This is a genomic window from Nocardia farcinica (genome assembly GCF_001182745.1).
Taxonomy (GTDB): domain Bacteria; phylum Actinomycetota; class Actinomycetes; order Mycobacteriales; family Mycobacteriaceae; genus Nocardia; species Nocardia farcinica.
This window is the reverse complement of record NZ_LN868939.1, coordinates 488,861-507,289: the sequence shown is the minus strand read 5'-3', so window position 1 is coordinate 507,289 and position 18,429 is coordinate 488,861. Positions and strand designations below refer to the sequence as shown.

The window sequence follows — 18,429 nt, the reverse complement described above, 5'->3', positions numbered from 1 at the left end:
GGTGGAACCCGTGAGCGCTCGCATCCGTCCCGACCTCTCCTCGATCCCCGCCTACACCCCGGGCCGCAGCAACCCCGGCGCGGTGAAGCTGGCGAGCAACGAGACCACGCTGCCGCCGCTGCCCGCCGCGGCCAAGGCGATCGCCGAGGCGGCGGAGCTGGCGCACCGCTACCCGGACAACCAGTCGGGCGAGTTGCGCGCGGCGCTGGCCGAGTTCCTCGGGGTGAGGGTCGAGAACGTCGCGATCGGCTGCGGCAGCGTGGCGCTGTGCCAGGAGCTGGTGCAGATCACCTGCTCGTCGCCGCGGGACGAGGTGCTGTTCGCGTGGCGCTCGTTCGAGGCGTACCCGATCATCACGCAGGTGGGCAACGCCACCGCCGTGCAGGTGCCGCTGACCCCGGACTACGCGCACGACCTGGACGCGCTGGCCGCGGCGGTCACCGAGCACACCCGGCTGATCTTCGTCTGCAACCCCAACAACCCCACCGGCACCGCGCACGGCCGGGCGGCGCTCGAGCGCTTCCTCGACGCCGTGCCCGCGCACGTGCTCGTGGTGCTGGACGAGGCCTACTACGAGTACATGCGGCTGACCCCGCAGGATCGTCCGGACGGGGTGGAGATCGGCCGCAACCGACCGAATGTGGTTGTCCTGCGCACGTTCTCGAAGGCGTACGGCTTGGCCGGGCTGCGCGTCGGTTACGCGGTGGGCGACCCCGAGGTGATCACCGCGCTGATGAAGGTGCACATCCCGTTCAGCGTGAACCGGGTGGCGCAGGCCGCCGCGATCGCCTCGCTCGAGGCCCGGCACGAACTGCTCGAGCGCACCGAGGCCGTGATCGTCGAACGCGAGCGGCTGCGTGAGGCGCTGCTCGCGGCCGGCTACGACGTACCGCCGAGCGAGACCAACTTCGTCTGGCTGCCGCTCGGTGCGCACAGCGCCGAGTTCGGCGAGGCCAGCGCGGCGGCGGGCGTGCTGGTGCGGCCCTACGGCACCGACGGTGTGCGGGTGACCGTCGGTGATCCGCACGAGAACGAGATGTTCCTGCGTTTCGCCGCCGACCCCGCCGTCGTCGCCCGCTTCCGCTGACTCTTCGCCGCTCCCCATCACCGCCCCTCGACAGGAGGCGCGCACAGCCTGCGTACTCGCGATCCGCGAGAAGTGCTGAAGCGCAGACGATCTCGCTGCGAGGATCACCGCCAGGCGGGCAGTTCGGGGAGGGGGCCGGACAGGCTCTCGCCGGTGGACCGCCCGAGCAGCCAGGCCAGCAGGTGCGCCGAGGTGCCTGCGACCGTGTGCACGGGTGCGCCCGTGCCGAGGGTGGCGGTGAACGGGGTGTCGGTGGCTTGCAGGTCGAAGGCCTCGGTGTCGGGGGAGACCGCCTTGGCGAGGTCGGTGGCCACGCCGGGGAGGGCGCGGGCGACGAAGGTGTTCGGCCAGTCGTCGGGGGTGTAGTCCACGCCGAGGTCGACGTGGTGGATCTCGACCTCGAGCAGGCGCATCCAGGCGATCTCCGCCGCGGCGATCGGACGGCCCTGCCGGGTGCGGACGACGGCGCCCCAGGCGTCCGGCGGGGCGCTGTCGGCGAGCGCGGTGAACCGGGTCACCGCTGCGTCCAGGTCGAGTACCTGCTGCTCGGCGGGGCGGGGCGCGCCCGCGTCGATGTCGAAATCGCGCAGGAACGTGCTCGGATACTGGGCGATCTCGACGCCGGTGCGCGCCCAGATCAGCAGGTTGACCAGGCTGTCGGCGTTGCGGGCGAGGTGGGTGACGACGTGGCCGCGGGTCCAGCCGGGCAGCGGTGAGGCGGCGGTGAGGTCGGCGTCGGTGAGGTCGCGCACGGTCTCGAGCAGCCGGGCGGTACTCGCCGCGACCTGGTCGAGGGTGGTGCGGGGCGTGAGGTCGTGCGCATCGCTGGTCACGTGGACGAGCCTATCCGGCAGCGGAATTCACCCGGTCACGACGGCGTCGGCCTCGATCTCCACCAGCAGGGCCGGGGTGATCAGCGCCCGCACCTCGTACATCGACGCGGCCGGGCGGATGTCGCCGAACACCTCGGCGTGCGCGGCGGCGACCTCGGGCCAGCGGGCGATGTCGGTGACGAAGATGCGGGTGCGCACCACGTCGGTCAGGCTCGCGCCCGCCTCGGTGAGCGCGATGCCGATGCGGCGCAGCGCCTCCCTGGCCTGCGCGCCGATGTCGTCGCCGCCGATCGCCGTGCCGCCGGGGCCCGCGGCGGTGGTGCCGCTGACGGCGATGTGGTCGCCGATCCGCACGGCCCGGGAGTATCCGACGACGTCCTCGAACTCCGAAGCCGAGGAGATGTTCACGCGCTGGCTCATGCCGACAGCATCCGATGCCGCACCGGCCACCGCCAACCGAATTACTCCCGCGCCTCCACCAGCACCGCCGCGGCCAGCGTGAGCAACCACGCCGACATGGCCCCGACCTGGATGCGCTGGGCGATGCCGAGGGCGTACTCGCCCGGCAGGCGATCGGCGACGAGCATCCAGACCGTGGCCACCGCACCAGCGAGGAACGCGGCGATCCCGAATTCCCGCAGCACCCGCCAGCGCCGGTAGCGGAACGCGGCCACGCTGAACGCCGCCACGGCCACCGCGATCGCGGTCACGGCGAGCGTGCTGGTGAGCGCGTGCGGCTGGTGCAGTTGGGGGAACAGTTCCCGCGGACCGCCGCAGCCGGGTTCGCCGGGCGCGCAGTCGCGCAGCGGGATCAGGGCGTCGGCGATGGTCGCGGCGCCGAAGACGGTCAGCGCCGCCCAGCCGAGAGTGGTGAGCGGGCGACGCGGGAACAGCAGCAGTCCGGCGAGCCCGGCGGGAATCAACAGCGCGCCGGTGAGCACGTCACCGGCGGCGAACACCGTTCGGTACGGCTTGCCCTCGGCGTCGAGTTCGCTGAGGAAGCTGTGCACGGGATCGGCGTGAACCGGCAGCACGAACTGCAGCACCCACGCCGAATAGGACAACCCGGCCACCGCGATCACGACCGCGAGCACCGCTGCCAGCCGTCGACTCGTCACCGGGCCATTCTCCTTCGCACCGCATTGCCACCTCGCACACAGGCTCCTGTCAGGTACGCCCGCCAGGCTGGTCGGTGATACGGCGACGAGGAGGTACTCATGATCGGGTTTCTGACAGCCCTGGCCGGTTGCACCGTCATCGCGGCGATGGCGGCGTCGAGTCATGTGGCCGCGCACGCCCCGCGGACGTTGGTCCGGGTGCGGGCTCGGCGCTGAGCGCGGCCTGCACGCGGTCGGCGGCGGCAATCGGGTCCTCGTGCTCCCAGACGCGGACCACCTGCCAGCCCGCGGCGCGCAGCGCCTCGTCGGTGGCGCGATCGCGGGCCACGTTGCCCGCCAGCTTGTCCGCCCACCACCGACCGTTGTTCTTCGGATCGGTGGCGTGCTGCGGGCAACGGTGCCAGAAGCACCCGTCGACATAGACGGCGAGCTTGCGCCGCGGGAACACCACGTCGGCGCGGCGGCGCTGCCCACGCAGCGGCGCGCGATCGACGAAGTAGCGCAGCCCGCGCCGGTGCAGTTCCCGGCGCAGCGCGAGCTCCGGCGCGGTGCCGGTGCGCCGCTGCCGCGACATCCTGGCGCTGGTGGCCGGGTCGGTCGCGATCACGCCGCCCAACCGCCCATCCGATCGAGATGACTTGCCACGTCTTCCAGGAAACCATCCGGGAAGCGGAGGCTGCCGCGGCTCGCGCGGCGCAGGAATCCGGCGGTGGCGCGCGCGGAGAGCAGACGGGAGTCGGTGAGGAAGTTCTTCAGGTCCTCGTACGGCGCCCGCACCGGCCAGGTCGACACCGGCACCCGGTAGGCGCTGCCTGCCCGGCCCCACGCGGCGCTCGGCCACGGGGTGCCCGGGGCGAGCGGCACGTCGTGGGGGATCGGTTCGAGGGGTGCGGCCAGCCGCGCGCCCACCCAGTCGGCCATCCGCACGCTGACCGCGTTGCCGATCAGTTTCCACCGGTGCCCCTGGCGGATGCCGGGCACGGTGACCGCGGGCGCGGTCCAGTCCGCGGCGAAGCCCTGCAACCGTTCGCCGTCCACGATGCCCGGCGTGACGATCTCCCCGGAGGGCAGCCGCACCGCGGGTGGGCTGGCGATGCCGAGGCCCGAGCCACCCTTCAGCGTCGGCACGGCGTTCACCGCCCACCCCAGTCCGCGCACGCCCTCGGTCCAGTAGAAACCGCACGGGTCGCGGTCCGGGTCACCGACGACGGCCTCGCCCGCGTCCTCGCCGAACAGCACCGGCCGCGGATCCTCGGTGCGCGAGGCGAGCATGAGCACCCGCTGACGCCGCTGTGGCAGTCCGAAGGCGCGCGCGTCCACCACCCGGTAGGCCCAGGTGTAGCCGAGATCCTCGAGCGCGGTGGTGATGTGGCGCATGGCGGCACCGCGGCCGAGTTGCAGCATGAACGGGACGTTCTCGATCAACAGCCAGCGCGGTCCCCGCTTGCGCCGCACCAGCCGGAACACCTCGTCGACCAGGCCCGAGCGCAACCCGGTGATGCCCGCGGTGCGCCCGGCCTGCGACAGGTCCTGGCAGGGAAAACCCGCCGCGACCAGCTCGGTGCCCGCGGGCACGGCGCGCAGGGCGGTGATGTCGGCGTGCAGGTCGGTGTCGGGGAAACGGGCGCCGAGTACGGCCTGCGCGCCGGGATCGATCTCACAGAGCAGCTCGCAGGTCCAGCCGTGCGCGGCGAGGCCGAGTTCGAGCCCGCCGATCCCGGCGAACAACCCCACCATCCGCCCGCCCGTCACCGGTCACCCCTTCTGCGATCCCACGACGGGCGCCGACACGTTCGCGCTCCGTGCTCGCGGGACCACGTTACTCGAGCCGCGCCGCATCTCCTGGCAGCGGATGGGCGGTGCCGTGTCCTCGGTGTGACGTGGTCCGCAGCGTTTCGTCGCTTACGGTAGATAGGTGACCAATTCAGTCCCTGGCCCCGACAGCGAACCGGTGGCACCCCGGTGGCCTGCGATCCTCACGTGGCGCGCGCACAACGCGTCCCGGATGGAGTCGGTGCGTGTGACGCTGAACGGCAACCGTATCCGTGCCGCGGGCCGGATGATCGGCGGCGACTGCGACGAGCATCCCGCCTTCAGCGCCTCCTACGACCTGGTCACCGACGAGAACGGCGTGACCAAACGGCTGTCGCTGCGCACCACCACCGCCGCCGGTGAGCGGCACGCCTCCATCGCCCGCGACGAGGAGGACTACTGGCTGGTCGACGCGGGCAACAGCCACGTGCGTTCCACCTTCGGCGGTGCGTTGGACGTCGACGTGGTGCTCAGCCCGTTCTTCAACACGCTACCGATCCGCCGGTTCGGCCTGCAGCACGCGGTCGACGAAGTGGTGGTGCCGGTGGTGTATGTCCGGTTGCCCGACCTGCTCGTGCAGGAGGCGTCGCTCACCTACAGCAGCGGCGCCGACGGCATCAGCGTGCTGTCCCCGGTCTCCAGCGCGACGGTCACCGTCGACCCGGACGGTTTCCTGCTCGACTACCCGGGCCTGGCCGAGCGCATCTGATCAGTCCAGCGCATCTGCTCAGTCCAGTGCGGTGAGCACGCCGCCGCGCAACCCCGCCTCGCGCAGCCGGGCCAGCCAGTCGTGCTCGCCGGGACGCACGTCGGTGATCTCCCAGCGGCGCACCGTGCGGTAGTCGGTGTGGCCGTCGTGGCCGGCGTCGACCAGTTCGCCCAGCGTGCCGTCGGCGCGCAGGCTGTCGCGGGCGGCGCCGAGCACGGTCAGCGTTTCCTCCAGCACGTCGAGCAGGGCCGCGGCGTTCGGTTCGCAGATGGCGCGCACCAGGTCGGGCGCGGTGCCCGCCACCCGGGTGCCGTCGCGGAACGAGCCCGCCGCCAAACCCAGCGCCAGCGGGCCACCCGCGGCCCCCGCCACCGCCAGCGCCTCGGCGAGCACGTGCGGCAGATGCGAGATCCGGGCGACGGCGCGGTCGTGCTCGGCCGCGGTCACCGGCACCACCGTCGACCCGCAGGCCAGCGCCAGCCGCACCACCCGCCGCCACGGCTCGGCGCGGGTGCCCTCGTCGACGCCCACCGCCCACACCGCGCCACGGAACAGCTCCGGATCGGTTGCCGCCCACCCCGACTCCGCCGTGCCCGCCATCGGGTGCCCGCCCACGTAGCGGGCCGAAAGCCCGTGCCGCGCCACGGCTTCCGCGACCGGACCCTTGACGCTCACCACATCGGTGAGCACGCACTCGGGGGCGAAGGTGGCGATGTCGGCGAGCAGGTGATCGACCGCGGGCATCGGCACCGCGACGACGATCAGCGCATCCTCCCGCGCGGCCCGCCGCAACACCGCCGGCAGATCGTCGGCGACGTCGAATCCGTCACCGCGCGCGGCCAGTACCCCCGCCGATGAGCGGTTGTACCCGAAAGCCGGATAGCCGGCCGCCCGGGCGGCGCGCAGCAGGGAACCGCCGATCAGGCCGGTACCGAGGACACACACGGGTGCATTCGCGTCGCCAGTCACCCGAACAGATTCGCATACGACTTCAACATTTGAGCTCGAGCCGACTACCGTTGCGGCCATGGCAGCACAGCGCTCGGGCACGAACAGGGCGACGTCGGAAGATTACGACGACGTGGAAGGGTTCGCAGTGGCCGTGGTCCGCGAAGAAGGCAAATGGCGGTGTAGTCCGCTCAGCCGGGCGGCGCTCACCGACCTGTCCGCCGCGGAGCACGAGCTGAAGGCTTTGCGCAGCTCCGGTGCGGTGTTCGGCTTGCTGGACGTCGATGACGAGTTCTTCATCGTGCTCCGGCCCGCGCCGAGCGGCACCAGGATGCTGGTGTCGGACGCGACGGCCGCGATCGATTACGACATCGCCGCCGACGTCCTCGACGCGTTGAATATCGAAATTCCCGATATCGACCCCGACGAACTCGACGACATCGAACCCTGGGAAGAGGGCGATCTCGGCGTGCTCGCCGACCTCGGCCTGCCCGAACCGGTACTCAGTGTCATCCTCGCCGAAACCGACCTCTATCCCGACGAGCAGCTCGGCATGATCGCCCAGCGGCTCGGCTTCGCCAACGAACTGTCCGCGGTGCTGGACAAGCTGCCGCGGTGACCGTGCTGCGATGACCGCGCCGCTCGGCCCGGGTCCGCTGGCCGCGGACGAGGCGATGATCCGCGTCGCCATCGAAGCCGCCGCGGCCGCCGACCCCCGGGACGTGCCCGTCGGCGCGGTCGTCTTCGACGCGCAGGGACGTGAGCTGGCCCGCGCCGCCAATGCCAGAGAAGCCAGCGGCGACCCCACCGCGCACGCCGAGGTCCTGGCCCTACGCCGCGCCGCGCAGGTGCACGGCGACGGCTGGCGCCTGGCCGGCGCCACCCTGGCCGTCACCCTCGAACCGTGCACGATGTGCGCCGGCGCGCTGGTGCTGGCCAGGGTCGACCGCCTGGTCTTCGGCGCCTGGGAACCCAAGACCGGCGCCGTCGGCTCACTGTGGGACGTCGTGCGCGACCGCCGCCTCAACCACCGCCCCGAAGTCCGCGGCGGCGTGCTCGAGACCGAATGCGCCGCCCTCCTCGACACCTTCTTCCGCACCCACCGCTGACCAGCGGATTTAGTGATCCGGCGGTGCTCGTTGTAATGTTGTCCGCGGTGGCGTGTCCGAGCGGCCTAAGGAGCACGCCTCGAAAGCGTGTGAGGGGTAACCCCCCTCCGAGGGTTCAAATCCCTCCGCCACCGCTCCGGCCCCTCACCTGAATTCCAGGTGGGGGGCTTTTGTGTGCCGTGCCGATGCTGCGGTTCCCCGGCTCGGCATCAGCCGTAGTCGGACGGCCAGAAGATCATGAACAGGACGACCGCGACCGGCAGGCCGACCACGACGACGAGTCCGCACTGGGCCCAGCTCACCGTCGAGCTCCGCTGAACGGCGACCATCGGCCGAACGATGCCCGCGGAGCCGCGCATTCCACATTGGCGCAGCCCATCAGCCGGTCCAACGTCACCGCATCCACGTGAGCCGCCGACGACAACACGACCACTTCGACCCCGGCCGCCTCGACCTGCTCGACCAGACCGAGCACAGAGCCGGGATCGGCCCACCGAAGCGGATATCCCAACCGGCGTGCCAGGCGGCGTACCTGCGCGACATCCCACTCCGGCGTCGGCGAACACGGGTCGATCCATCCGAGCGCGTCCATCCCCCACCTTCCCCTCGCTGTCGTTGGACGGCCCTCACGCCGAGGAGGTGCTCGACCCGGCGCGAGGGATGCTTGAATACTGTTCCGCCGCAACGTCACTGGCTGGTGGGTGCGCCCCGGCAACCGAGGTGGGGAGATTCCCCCCACCTGTTCGGCCGGTGTGATTCCGCCGTCGTCGCTACGCTGGAAAGACCCACTTCGCGAAGGTCGCGCCCCCGGGTCCAGGGGCCGGGATCACCGCGGGGGAGGGCTCATCCGCGAACAAGGACGGTCCCATGCCGAACCCTGACGATCTCGCCGGGCGGTCCATCGGCGAGCGCATCCAGATCATCCGCACCCGCACCGGCAAGAGCCGCGCCGTGGTGGCCGGTCTCGTCGGCCGGTCCGAGGAATGGCTACGAGATGTCGAGCGAGGTCGCCAAGGCGCCCCCGGTCTGGAGATGCTGCTACGGCTCGGCCAAGCCCTCGGGGTGCGCGACCTCACCGAGATCACCGGCGAGCACGAGTTGATGGTCGGGTTGTCCCGCCGCGCCGGTCACGCGGTCGTCCCCGCCATCCGCGAAGCGATCGAGTCCGTCGACCTCACCCCCGCACCGTCGCCTGTCTCGCCTGCCGAACTCCGGGCTCGCGTCGATCGCGCCTGGCGCCTGTGGCATACGTCGCCGACCCCGCGCGCTGACGCGGGGGCCATGCTGCCGGAGCTGATCCGCGACGGGCGCCGAGCGCTGCGCACCCTCGACGGCCAAGACCGTAGGACCGCCGCCGCGGCGCTGTCGGCCGCCTACGCACTGTCCGAGCAGGTGCTCGCCTGGGTCGCCGACGCCCCGCTGTTGTGGCTGGCCGCAGATCGTTGCATGGCCGCCGCCGAGATCGCCGACGACCCGGTGTCGCTGGCCTCGGCCTCGTGGGTACTCGGCAACGTCTGGCGCTCGACGGGTCGCGAGGAAGACGCCTACCGCCTCGCACAGGACGCCGCGTCGCTGCTCGAGCCGCGCCTCGACGACGCCGAGGACGCGCGGGCGCTGTGGGGTGCGTGCCGGCTGCACGGCGCGATCACCGCAGCTCGGCTCGGCCGCGAGGGTGACGCGCTGCGCGGCATCGATCAGGCGATGGGGATGGCTCGCGCGCTGCCGAACGGAACCGCGCACCCGTGGACGCTGTTCGGTACCGCGAACGCCGAATTCACCGCGGTCTCGGTCCACGTCGATCTCCGCCGCGCGGGCTCGGCGCTCGACGCCGCATCATCGGTCGACCCCGACGCCGTGCCCAGCGTGGACCGCCGCGCCCGGCTGTGGCTCGAGCTCGCACGTGCCTACGAACAGCGCCGCGACTGGATAGGCACGCTGGGTGCCCTGCGCACCGCGACCGCGGTTTCGGAGGAATCGACCAGCTGCCACCCCATCGGCCGCAACCTCGCCGCCGCCCTCGTCACCCACGGCGGGCGGCTCGTCGAGCGTGAGGCGCGGGCTCTGGCGAACCAACTCGGCGTCACCGCGTAACCCGGTCAGCCGACGTAGCGCCACCCCTCCGGCCGCCAGTCTGCGGGCATGTTCTGCTCGGCGTAGGCGATCATGATCCGGATGAGCTCGGAGCGGTTCGGTTCGCCCGCCTTCGTCACCAGGCCCTCCGAGTTGGCGCGCCAGTCCAGTTGCTCGATCTGCTCGTCCGTGAGCCGCACGCCGATCATCGTCCGCCGCGGACCCTGCCTAGGCATTGCGGGCCTGCGTGCCGGCGCGGTGCATCCGCGCGGCGGCGCGGACGAGGATCGGCGGTGGTGCCGCCAGAAGCCCGGTGGTGCGTGTGGTGAAGCGCATCAGGTTGTCCTATCAAGGCGCGGGTCGGTCGTAAACCTCTGGGCCGATCCCGGATTTCCGACCCCGGCTATCTCGGACATGAGCATCCGCAGGGTGAGTGAGTGCTTTTCCGGGGGAAGCGCGTCGAGGGCGGCGCGGGCCAGCGCGACGCCCTGCTGCCGATCGCCCGCGCGGACCAGCATCAGCCCGCGGTGCATCGCCAGGTGGGTGGCGAAGCGCGGCAGCTGCGCGGGGAGTTCGGCACGGGCGTCCTCCTGGGCTTGGACGGCGAGCTTCTCGTCACCGAGCCGGGCCGCCAACAGCGACAGGAAGACGTTCACCCGCCACCACGGGACCGCGTAGTCGGACGTCTGTTCCTCCGAGTACGACCGGTCGAACTCGCGGCGGCCCTCGTCGACCAGCTCGCGAGCCGTGCGCACATCGCCCTCCAGCACGGCGGCGTGGGCTTTCCCCCACAGCGAGTTCAGCCGCCCGAGGCTGCTCCGCTCGGAGATGGCGAGAGCTTGGTCGGCGAAGGTGTGGGCGACCGGTAACGCGGCGCCCTCGTAACCGAGCGCGATCGCGGCGCGGCCGCGCACCCACACCCGGATGTCGATGTCCTCCGAACGGTCGGCGGCCTCGGCCGCCATTCGGTACCACGCGATCGCCTTGTTTCCGTCGCTGCCGGGGTAGGTCTTGGCGAACAGGGTCATCAATCGCGCCGCGATCGCCCACATTCGTGGACTGTCCAGCTGCTGTTGCAACACAACCAGATCCGCGGCCAATCGCTGCTGGATGGTGGCGGCGCCCTGGCTCATGTAGTCGGTTCCGTAGCGGGCGAGGGTGGCTTCCCATTCCTCGACCGTCGGCCCGCCGGCGTGCAGGCGTGTCGAAAAGCCTTGGGACAGGAGATCGGAAGCCACAGCGGGAGCGATGGACGTGGCGGCCAGGTGGGAGAGAAATCGGCGGCGGTTCACGTCGGCCTCCAGCAGTTCCTGCGGGCAATCCAAGGCCGCCGCGATATGGCGTAGCCAGAATGCGGACGGCTCCGTCTTCCCGGACTCCCAATGGCGCGAGATGTACTCGCGAGTCATGGTGCAGCCGGACAACTTCGACAGTTCGCTCGCGAGTCGACCCTGGCTCCAGCCCTTGGCCACCCGCAGTTGGCGGATCAGCCTCCCCGTGTCCGCAGACATGTATTCAGCCTGCCACCCCGACCGGCCGGAGCGCTTGCCGGACCGCTGAATGCCACCACCGGTGCCACTAGCTTCGTGCAAACGCATGCCATGCCACCCTCATGCCACTTCTGCCTGGTCAGCACCGGCGTGAGGCTGTGACCCGAGCGCCCGCTACCCGGTTGTTGTGACCGTCCCGTTGGCGGCGCCTCGGCCATGGACACGAGGAGGGGCATGTTCGCATTCGCCTGGATCGACCCGCTGTCGCCGACACCGGAATGGGACCTGGCGCAGGTCCGTCGCTTGGCGCGCCGGCTGGGATACGAGCTGTATCGACCTGATCACCCGTCGGTATCGGGCCTGGCCGAGGGCCGACCACCGCGCGAACGACACGCGGGGCGCCGCGCACTCCACGTCGGCTACTGCCAGCACGCGATCGAGGGTTACGACGTCCACATGTGCCGACGAGGGCAGTAGCACCACCTCCGCGCCAGTGGCCGTGACCTGCTCGTCCAGGCCAGCAGGCGATCCACCGTGCTGTGTGGCGCGGGGGCCCGGTGCCATGGACCTCGCATTTGGAACTTCTCGGGTGAATCGGGAAGGAGGGGGTATTCCATCGGTGGTCGGAAGCGGGAAGGGATGTGGTGCCGAATGCGCCGCCGAGCCGTCCGCGTGGGAACGATGCGCGAGAGTCACATGAGAATTGGAAGTGCGATTGTTCTGATCTGGTTGTTGATCGGGGTGGTGGCGTGCGTGCAGCGCGACTACTTCGACAGTGGACCGGTCAATTGTGCCGGGTTCGGGACGATTGTGGTCACCACGATCGCGGGGCCGCTCAACTACATGGGCGTGAACCCGAAGGTCGAGGATTGCAACGTGCCGCAGCCCAGTCCGTAGTCTCCGGCGGGTGTGCCCGCGGAACGTACGGAAACGGCCCCGGTGGAGTGATTCCGCCGGGGCCGTGTCGCGGTGCGGCGCGGGTCAGCTCACGGGCGCGCGTTCCTTGTCGGCGGCGGGGGCGCGCAGGGCGTGCAGTTTCGCCCCTTCGACGTCGATGTCGGGCACGATCCGGTCCAGCCACCTGGGCATCCACCAGGCCTTGTCGCCGAGGAGTGCGAGCAGCGTGGGGATCAGCAGCATGCGCACGAAGAAGGCGTCGAGCAGCACGCCCGCGGCGAGTGCGAAGCCCATCGACTTGGCGGTCGCGTCGGTTTCCAGCAGGAACGAGCCGAACACCGAGATCATGATGACCGCGGCGGCGGTGACGACGCGGGCGCCGTGGTGGTAGCCGTTGATCATGGCGGTGCGTGGTTCGGCACCGTGCACGTATTCTTCGCGGATGCGGGTCACCAGGAACACCTGGTAGTCCATCGCCAGGCCGAAGACCAGGCCGATCAGCATGATGGGCAGGAAGCTGACGATCGGGTGCGGGTCGTCGATGAGCCCGAACCGGCCTTCCTGGAAGATCAGCACGGTGGCGCCGAAGGTGGCCGCCATCGACAGCAGGAAGCCGAGCGCGCCGGTCAGTGGTACCAGGATCGAGCGGAACACGAGGATCAGCAGCACGAACGCGGCACCCGCGACGATGGCCATGTAGGGCACGATCTTGCCGAGCAGCACGTGGTCGATGTCGGCGTAGATCGCGGTGGTGCCGGTGACGCCGTACGCCATGCCGAACTCCTCGTTCAGCGCGGCCTCGTCGGCGCGGGCGTCGCGCACCAGGTCCTTGGTGCGCTGGTCGTTCGGGCCCGCGGTCGGCACGCCGTTGATGAGCGCGCCCTGGCCGTCGGCGCTGGGCGTGGGCCGGCTGACGTAGTCCATGTCCGGGTAGGAGGCGAGCTTGTCGCGCAGCGCGGTCAACGCCTCGGCGCGCCGGTCCTCGGGTACCCCGCTGAGGTCGACGGCCACCTGCAGCACGCCGTTGCTGCCTTCGCCGAATCCGGCGGTGCGCAGCTCGTAGGCCTTGCGCACGGTGGTGGTCTTGGCCATCGAGTCCTCGCCGGGCAGGCCGAGGTCGAGGTTCACCGCGGGCGCGGCGAGCAGGCCGAGCACGACCACGCTCAGCAGCAGGGTCAGTGCGGGCGCGCGGCCGATGAGCTTGGCCACCCGCATGCCGTTGGTGACGACGGTGTCGTCCTCGGGATCGTGCTGGGCGACCAACGGCAGCTTGGGCGTGAACAGGAACCGGCCGAGCGCGCCGAGCAGCGCGGGCATCAGGGTCAGGGCGACGAGCACCGCGAACGCCGCGGCCACCGCGCCGCCGAGACCCATGAAGGTGAGGAACCGCACGCCGACGATGCTCAGGCCGGCCAGCGCGATGATGACGGTGAGACCGGCGAACACCACCGCCGAGCCCGCGGTGCCCAACGCGGTGCCCGCGGCTTCCTCGGGTGAATCCTGCACGGCGAGTTCGTGTTTGTAGCGGGAGACGATGAACAGCGCGTAGTCGATGGACAGCGCGATGCCGATCATCGAGGCCAGGAAGGTGGTGAAGGTCGGGATCGAGACCACCGAGGTGCCCAGGAAGATCAACGAGGTGGCCGCGCCGAGCCCGACGACGGCGGTGACGATCGGCACGAACGCGGCCACGATGGCGCCGAACGCCACGATCATCACCACGAAAGCCACGGCCATGCCGATCATTTCGGCCTTGCCGCTGGGCCCGCCCTCCTCGATCGCGATCGACCCGCTCATCTCCACTGTGAGCCCGGCCTGTCGGGCGGCATCGGCCACGCCGTAGGCGGCCGCGCGGTCCTGCGCGGTGATGTCGGCGAATTCGGCGATGGTGAACGGCACGCTGAAGTAGGCGACGGTCGCGGGCGCGGTCTGATTGAGCACGTTCAGCGGTGCGCTGCCGCACTCGGCCGGATCCGGATCGGGGATCAGGCAACCCATCTGCTCGGTGGCGGTGATCGGATCGACGATCGGCTCGGCGTGATCGACGATGTCGAGCTGCTCCAGCCTGCCGATCATGGCCGTGATCGCCTCGCGATTGGCCGGGTCGGTGAGCCGCTGGCCTTCGGGCGCGCCGATGACGTAGGTGCCGGTGACCGCGTCGAAGGCGAACGCCTCCGACATACCGGGGAAGTGCTTGTCGAGGATCTCCGTCGCCCGCTCGGAGGGCAGGTTCGGCAGGGAGAAGTCGTCGGTCATCGGCTCCCGCAGCTGGGCGCCGAGACCGCCCAGGATCAGGAAAAGCGCCAGCCAGACCGGCAACACGATCCACTTGCGGCGGAAGGCGAACTTCCCCCACCGGTACAGAAACACCGACACAGCGTTCTCCTCACGGTCATCGGGTGGAGCCGGCTCGGACGATGTCCGTGCGGGCGGTCACCGCATCCGCGTCGACGAACACCATTTCCGATCTGAAGAGTCGAACACCGTCGAGTCTGCGCGGTGCCGGGCGCAAAGATCAAGGATTTCCGGGCCGGGAACGACAGCGGCCCCGCATCCGGACCGGATGCGGGGCCGCGTGTGTCGAGCGGTCAGGCGACGCCGACCGGCTCCTTGGGCTGCTCGGCGGAACCGTTCTGGATGGCACGCAGCTTGGTGCCCTCCACGTCGATGTCCGGCAGCACGCGGTCGAGCCACTTCGGGATCCACCACGACCACTTGCCCATGATGACCAGCAGCGAGGGGATCACCACCATGCGCACCACGAAAGCGTCGAACAGCACGCCCGCGGCGAGCGCGAAGCCGAACGACTTCACGGTGACGTCGGATTCGAGGATGAAGGAGGCGAACACCGAGATCATGATGATCGCCGCGGCGGTCACCACGCGGGCGCCGTGGTGGTAGCCGGAGACCACCGCCTCCTTCGGTGACTTGCCGTGCACGAACTCCTCGCGCATGCGGGTCACCAGGAACACCTGGTAATCCATCGCCAGGCCGAACACCAAGCCGATCAGCATGATGGGCAGGAAGCTCACCAGCGGATGCGGATCCTCGATCAGGCCGAGCGCGCCCTCCTGGAAGATCAGCACGGTCGCGCCGAAGGTGGCCGCCATCGACAGCAGGAAGCCGAGTGCGGCGGTGAGCGGCACCAGGATCGAGCGGAACACCAGGATCAGCAGCAGGAAGGCCGCGCCCGCCACGATCGCCAGGTAGGGGGCGATCTTGCTGAGCAGCACGTGGTCGATGTCGGCGTAGATGGCGGTGGCGCCGGTGACGCCGTATTCCATGCCGTACCGGTCCTTCAGCTCGCTTTCGGCGTCGCGGGCCTCGCGCACCAGATCCTTGGTGGCCTGGTTGTTCGGGCCGGCCTTCGGCACACCGTCGAGCATCACACCCGCGCCGTCCTGACTGAACTGCGGTGCGGTGACGTAGTCCATCTCCGGGTAGGAGGCGAGGCGGTCGCGCAGTGCGTTCACCGCCTCCTGGCGCTGCTCGGCGGGCACCGCGCTCAGATCGGCGACGATGTTGAGCACGCCGTTGCTGCCCTCGCCGAAGCCTTCGGTGCGCAGCTCGTAGGCCTTACGGACGGTGGTCTCCGGCGGCATGCTGTCCTCGCCGGGCAGGCCGAGGTTCAGGTTGAGCGCGGGCGCGGCCAGCGCGCCGAGCGCGACCACGCTGAGCACCAGCGCCACCCAGGGCGCCTTGCCGATGAGCTTGCCGAAGCGCATGCCGTTGGTGACGACGCTGTCGTCCTCGGGATCGTGCTTGGCCACCAGCGGGAGCTTGGGCTTGAACAGGAACCGGCCGAACGCACCCAGCAGTGCAGGCATCAGGGTGACGGCGGTGATCACCGCGAACGCGGCGGCGATGGCGCCACCGAGGCCCATGAAGGTGAGGAACTGGACGCCGACGATGCTCAGCCCGGCCAGCGCGATGATGACGGTGAGACCGGCGAACACGACGGCCGAACCCGCGGTGCCGAGCGCGATGCCCGCGGCTTCCTCGGGTGAATCCTGCACGGCGAGTTCGTGTTTGTAGCGGGAGACGATGAACAGCGCGTAGTCGATGGACAGCGCGATGCCGATCATCAGGGTGAGGAAGCTGGTGAAGCTGGGAATCTCGATGACCGAGGTGCCGAGCATCACCACCGAGCTCGCCGCGCCGACACCGACCAGTGCGGTGATGATCGGCACGAAGGCGGCCACCACGGCGCCGAAGCCGATGATCATCACGAACAGCGCCACGATCATGCCGATCATCTCGGACTTGCCGCCGGGCTGCACGTTCTCCTGGGCGATCGAACCGCTCATCTCCACGGTCAGGCCGGCCGCACGGGCCGCGTCGGCCACGGCGGTCGCCTTCTGCCGGTCCTCGTCGGTGATGTCGGCGAAGCCGGGGATGGTGAAGGGGACGCTGATCACCGCGACGGAGTTCGGGTCGTCGGCGCTGAGCACGTTCAGCGGCGCGCCACTGCAGGTGGCCGGGTCGGGATTCGCCAGGCAGCCCATCGCTTCGGCGGCCGTGATCGGATCGGTGACCGGCTTGCTGTGGTCGACGATGTCGAGCTGATCGAGCTGTCCGACGAGGGCTTTGACGGCGTCCCGGTTGGCCGGGTCGGTCAGCTGCTGGCCCTCGGGGGCGGCGATGACGTAGGTGCCGGTGACGGCGTCGAGCTGGAAGGCCTCGGAGGCGCCGGGGAAATGCTTGTCGAGAATCTCGTTGGCGCGTTCCGACGGCAGTGACGGCATGCTGAAGTCGTTGCTCATCGGCTTGCCCAGCTGCGCGCCGAGGCCGCTGACCACGACCAGCAGGACGAGCCAGGCGGGAAGCACTATCCATTTCCGGCGGAAAGCGAACTTTCCGAATCTGTACAGATAGACGGACACGAGGGGTTTCTCCTAGCGATGACTGGGACGTGCTGGATCGTGGCCCTGTAGACAGCACTTGCGGGGGTGCCTGCTCGTCCCCGCCTCCACTTCCGCTTTCTGCCTACCGTGCGGTAGGTAGACTAACCGGCGACTAAGCGGAGGAACAACCTCAGTTTTGGTGACGGTGACAACACCGCGCCGCCGGGGTGAGAGGATCGTCCTATGGCCCAACCACACGCACCTGAGAGCGTCATCGCAGGTAGCGGCACGAAAATGGCAATTCGCGACGCCGCGGTGCGCTTGTTCACCAGCAAGGGGTTCGAGCAGACCAGTCTGCGCGAGGTCGCGGATGCGGTAGGGATCACAAAGGCCTCGCTCTACTATCACTACCCGTCCAAGCTCGACCTGCTGCTGGCGATCGTCGACCCGATCGTCGATCACCTGCGCTCGGTGGTGGACGGTCTCGAAGCCGTGCCGCACGATCCGGCCAACGTCCGCCGGGTGCTCGGCGACTACCTGCGCGGCATGATCCGGCATCGCGACGCGGGCACGCTGTGCGTGCGCGACACCGCCGCCATCTTCAACGCGATGGCCGACCGCTACCCGGATGTGATGAACGCCAACCGGCTGCTCGCGGAGTGGCTGGCCGGGCCCCGACCCACCGACGAGAACCGGGTGCGCGCCAGCGCGGCGCTCGAGGTGCTGGGTGTGGCGCTGCTGTCGGAGGAGTTCGTGCCCGGCGTCTCCGACGAGCTGCTCGAGGCGACGCTGTTGGACGCGGCCACCGCGGTGCTCGCGGCGGGCGCGACCGGTTAGATTCGTCGGGTCGCCGCCGGTCCGCGACAGTTCGCCGATAGCCCGACACCGCCGATACGCAACACCCGCCGATACGCAACACCTCAGGAGCCTGCCGTGCACATCACCGCGAAGGTCGACTACGCGGTGCGGACGTTGCTCGAGATCGCCCGGTTGACGCCCGCCGAGATCACCCCGGCGACGGCGGGGTGTGTCGCCGATCCGGGAGTGCGGCCCGATGCCGGGGTGGCGGCACCGGCGAAGGTCAAGGCCGAGACCATCGCCGCCGCGCAGCAGATCCCGCCCAAGGTGCTCGAGACGGTGCTCTCCGACCTGCGCCGCGCCGAGCTGGTGACCAGCAGGCGCGGCCCCGACGGCGGCTACCGGCTGGCCCGTCCGGCCGCGCAGATCTCGGTCGCCGACGTCATCCGCGCCATCGAGGGCCCGCTGGCCTCGGTGCGCGGGCAGCGCCCCGAGGATGTGCGGTACGAGGGGATGGCCGAGCCGTTGCAGCGGGTGTGGATCGCGCTGCGGGTCAACATCCGCGCGGTGCTCGAGAACGTCTCGATCGAGCAGATCGCCGCCGACCGGCTGCCCGAATTCGTCGACGCGCTCACCGCCGACCCCGGTGCCTGGGCCCGGCGCTGATCCGGCGACGCCGATCTCGCCCAGCGCGAAACCTGCAGGCGAGCGCTT

Annotated in this window: 20 protein-coding genes and 1 tRNA gene; 10 read left to right on the top strand and 11 right to left on the bottom strand. The window is 70.3% G+C overall.

Features of this window, described 5'->3' with window-relative positions; genetic code table 11:
- The first annotated feature begins 10 nt into the window (after positions 1 to 10).
- Positions 11 to 1,087 (top strand): histidinol-phosphate transaminase, encoded by a 1,077-nt coding sequence (gene hisC, locus AMO33_RS19470; protein ID WP_060595048.1) that lies wholly within the window; start codon positions 11 to 13, stop codon positions 1,085 to 1,087.
- A 104-nt stretch (positions 1,088 to 1,191) separates the two neighbouring features.
- On the opposite strand, the gene AMO33_RS19465 is transcribed toward hisC, so the two are convergent.
- The 5 genes from AMO33_RS19465 to AMO33_RS19445 form a co-directional block, all read right to left on the bottom strand.
- On the bottom strand, positions 1,192 to 1,920 hold the full coding sequence (locus AMO33_RS19465; protein WP_060593829.1) for a maleylpyruvate isomerase family mycothiol-dependent enzyme: 729 nt from the start codon (positions 1,918 to 1,920) through the stop codon (positions 1,192 to 1,194).
- Between the two features lie 27 nt (positions 1,921 to 1,947).
- Positions 1,948 to 2,340, bottom strand: a complete 393-nt coding sequence (locus tag AMO33_RS19460) for a RidA family protein (protein ID WP_060593828.1) — start codon at positions 2,338 to 2,340, stop codon at positions 1,948 to 1,950.
- A 41-nt stretch (positions 2,341 to 2,381) separates the two neighbouring features.
- Positions 2,382 to 3,038 carry a DUF998 domain-containing protein gene (locus AMO33_RS19455; protein ID WP_060593827.1) on the bottom strand — a complete coding sequence of 219 codons (657 nt, stop codon included), beginning with the start codon at positions 3,036 to 3,038 and terminating at the stop codon, positions 2,382 to 2,384.
- 136 nt (positions 3,039 to 3,174) lie between these two features.
- Positions 3,175 to 3,645, bottom strand: coding sequence for a very short patch repair endonuclease (locus tag AMO33_RS19450; protein ID WP_011206762.1), 471 nt, complete (start codon positions 3,643 to 3,645; stop codon positions 3,175 to 3,177).
- Complete coding sequence (locus tag AMO33_RS19445) at positions 3,642 to 4,775, bottom strand: DNA cytosine methyltransferase (RefSeq protein ID WP_170916151.1); 1,134 nt, start codon at positions 4,773 to 4,775, stop codon at positions 3,642 to 3,644. Before AMO33_RS19445 ends, AMO33_RS19450 begins: the two co-directional genes overlap by 4 nt.
- 268 nt (positions 4,776 to 5,043) lie before the next feature.
- Here AMO33_RS19445 and AMO33_RS19440 point away from each other — a divergent pair, with 268 nt between their 5' ends.
- Positions 5,044 to 5,559, top strand: coding sequence for a putative glycolipid-binding domain-containing protein (locus tag AMO33_RS19440; RefSeq protein WP_041559751.1), 516 nt, complete (start codon positions 5,044 to 5,046; stop codon positions 5,557 to 5,559).
- An 18-nt stretch (positions 5,560 to 5,577) separates the two neighbouring features.
- Here the strand turns inward: AMO33_RS19440 and AMO33_RS19435 are convergent, their stop codons facing one another.
- Positions 5,578 to 6,528: a prephenate dehydrogenase gene (locus tag AMO33_RS19435; protein ID WP_011206765.1), complete on the bottom strand. Its 951-nt coding sequence runs from the start codon at positions 6,526 to 6,528 to the stop codon at positions 5,578 to 5,580.
- Between the two features lie 58 nt (positions 6,529 to 6,586).
- Here AMO33_RS19435 and AMO33_RS19430 point away from each other — a divergent pair, with 58 nt between their 5' ends.
- The 3 genes from AMO33_RS19430 to AMO33_RS19420 all read left to right on the top strand — a co-directional run bounded on the left by AMO33_RS19430 (position 6,587) and on the right by AMO33_RS19420 (position 7,750).
- On the top strand, positions 6,587 to 7,126 hold the full coding sequence (locus AMO33_RS19430) for a tRNA adenosine deaminase-associated protein (RefSeq protein WP_011206766.1): 540 nt from the start codon (positions 6,587 to 6,589) through the stop codon (positions 7,124 to 7,126).
- 10 nt (positions 7,127 to 7,136) lie between these two features.
- Positions 7,137 to 7,616, top strand: coding sequence for a nucleoside deaminase (locus tag AMO33_RS19425; protein WP_060593825.1), 480 nt, complete (start codon positions 7,137 to 7,139; stop codon positions 7,614 to 7,616).
- A 46-nt stretch (positions 7,617 to 7,662) separates the two neighbouring features.
- A tRNA-Ser gene (locus AMO33_RS19420) sits at positions 7,663 to 7,750 on the top strand.
- A 164-nt stretch (positions 7,751 to 7,914) separates the two neighbouring features.
- On the opposite strand, the gene AMO33_RS30530 is transcribed toward AMO33_RS19420, so the two are convergent.
- On the bottom strand, positions 7,915 to 8,208 hold the full coding sequence (locus AMO33_RS30530; protein ID WP_076573709.1) for a hypothetical protein: 294 nt from the start codon (positions 8,206 to 8,208) through the stop codon (positions 7,915 to 7,917).
- A 275-nt stretch (positions 8,209 to 8,483) separates the two neighbouring features.
- On the opposite strand from AMO33_RS30530, the gene AMO33_RS19415 reads away from it, so the two are divergent.
- A complete protein-coding gene (locus AMO33_RS19415) occupies positions 8,484 to 9,707 on the top strand; it encodes a helix-turn-helix domain-containing protein (RefSeq protein ID WP_060593824.1) in 1,224 nt (407 codons plus the stop codon).
- Positions 9,708 to 9,712: 5 nt separating this feature from the next.
- Here AMO33_RS19415 and AMO33_RS19410 read toward each other — a convergent pair whose 3' ends face one another.
- Both AMO33_RS19410 and AMO33_RS19405 read right to left on the bottom strand, forming a co-directional pair.
- Complete coding sequence (locus AMO33_RS19410) at positions 9,713 to 9,886, bottom strand: hypothetical protein (protein WP_159005378.1); 174 nt, start codon at positions 9,884 to 9,886, stop codon at positions 9,713 to 9,715.
- A 135-nt stretch (positions 9,887 to 10,021) separates the two neighbouring features.
- The gene (locus AMO33_RS19405) at positions 10,022 to 11,284 is read right to left on the bottom strand and encodes a helix-turn-helix domain-containing protein (protein WP_076573707.1); all 1,263 of its coding nucleotides are present in this window, start codon (positions 11,282 to 11,284) and stop codon (positions 10,022 to 10,024) included.
- Positions 11,285 to 11,410: 126 nt separating this feature from the next.
- On the opposite strand from AMO33_RS19405, the gene AMO33_RS30525 reads away from it, so the two are divergent.
- Together AMO33_RS30525 and AMO33_RS19400 are read left to right on the top strand one after the other, a co-directional pair.
- The gene (locus AMO33_RS30525) at positions 11,411 to 11,653 is read left to right on the top strand and encodes a hypothetical protein (protein WP_076573705.1); all 243 of its coding nucleotides are present in this window, start codon (positions 11,411 to 11,413) and stop codon (positions 11,651 to 11,653) included.
- A gap of 219 nt (positions 11,654 to 11,872) precedes the next feature.
- Positions 11,873 to 12,073, top strand: coding sequence for a hypothetical protein (locus AMO33_RS19400; protein WP_041559755.1), 201 nt, complete (start codon positions 11,873 to 11,875; stop codon positions 12,071 to 12,073).
- An 84-nt stretch (positions 12,074 to 12,157) separates the two neighbouring features.
- Here the strand turns inward: AMO33_RS19400 and AMO33_RS19395 are convergent, their stop codons facing one another.
- The gene (locus AMO33_RS19395) at positions 12,158 to 14,449 is read right to left on the bottom strand and encodes an MMPL family transporter (RefSeq protein ID WP_060593821.1); all 2,292 of its coding nucleotides are present in this window, start codon (positions 14,447 to 14,449) and stop codon (positions 12,158 to 12,160) included.
- A gap of 212 nt (positions 14,450 to 14,661) precedes the next feature.
- Positions 14,662 to 16,956, bottom strand: coding sequence for an MMPL family transporter (locus AMO33_RS19390; RefSeq protein ID WP_060593820.1), 2,295 nt, complete (start codon positions 16,954 to 16,956; stop codon positions 14,662 to 14,664).
- 255 nt (positions 16,957 to 17,211) lie between these two features.
- Between AMO33_RS19390 and AMO33_RS19385 the strand changes: the two genes are divergently transcribed.
- Positions 17,212 to 17,754: a TetR/AcrR family transcriptional regulator gene (locus tag AMO33_RS19385; RefSeq protein ID WP_228786808.1), complete on the top strand. Its 543-nt coding sequence runs from the start codon at positions 17,212 to 17,214 to the stop codon at positions 17,752 to 17,754.
- A 96-nt stretch (positions 17,755 to 17,850) separates the two neighbouring features.
- Positions 17,851 to 18,381 (top strand): RrF2 family transcriptional regulator, encoded by a 531-nt coding sequence (locus tag AMO33_RS19380; RefSeq protein WP_060593818.1) that lies wholly within the window; start codon positions 17,851 to 17,853, stop codon positions 18,379 to 18,381.
- Positions 18,382 to 18,429: the final 48 nt, after the last annotated feature.

Excerpts from the sequence above, each read along its gene's own strand:
- AMO33_RS30525 (WP_076573705.1), top strand. The coding sequence starts at position 11,411 with ATGTTCGCATTCGCCTGGATCGACCCGCTGTCGCCGACACCGGAATGG.
- AMO33_RS19415 (WP_060593824.1), top strand. The coding sequence starts at position 8,484 with ATGCCGAACCCTGACGATCTCGCCGGGCGGTCCATCGGCGAGCGCATC.
- AMO33_RS19385 (WP_228786808.1), top strand. The coding sequence starts at position 17,212 with ATGGCAATTCGCGACGCCGCGGTGCGCTTGTTCACCAGCAAGGGGTTC.
- AMO33_RS19440 (WP_041559751.1), top strand. The coding sequence starts at position 5,044 with ATGGAGTCGGTGCGTGTGACGCTGAACGGCAACCGTATCCGTGCCGCG.
- AMO33_RS19405 (WP_076573707.1), bottom strand. The coding sequence starts at position 11,284 with ATGCGTTTGCACGAAGCTAGTGGCACCGGTGGTGGCATTCAGCGGTCC.
- AMO33_RS19445 (WP_170916151.1), bottom strand. The coding sequence starts at position 4,775 with ATGGTGGGGTTGTTCGCCGGGATCGGCGGGCTCGAACTCGGCCTCGCC.
- AMO33_RS30530 (WP_076573709.1), bottom strand. The coding sequence starts at position 8,208 with ATGGACGCGCTCGGATGGATCGACCCGTGTTCGCCGACGCCGGAGTGG.
- AMO33_RS19460 (WP_060593828.1), bottom strand. The coding sequence starts at position 2,340 with ATGAGCCAGCGCGTGAACATCTCCTCGGCTTCGGAGTTCGAGGACGTC.
- AMO33_RS19430 (WP_011206766.1), top strand. The coding sequence starts at position 6,587 with ATGGCAGCACAGCGCTCGGGCACGAACAGGGCGACGTCGGAAGATTAC.
- AMO33_RS19425 (WP_060593825.1), top strand. The coding sequence starts at position 7,137 with ATGACCGCGCCGCTCGGCCCGGGTCCGCTGGCCGCGGACGAGGCGATG.
- AMO33_RS19400 (WP_041559755.1), top strand. The coding sequence starts at position 11,873 with ATGAGAATTGGAAGTGCGATTGTTCTGATCTGGTTGTTGATCGGGGTG.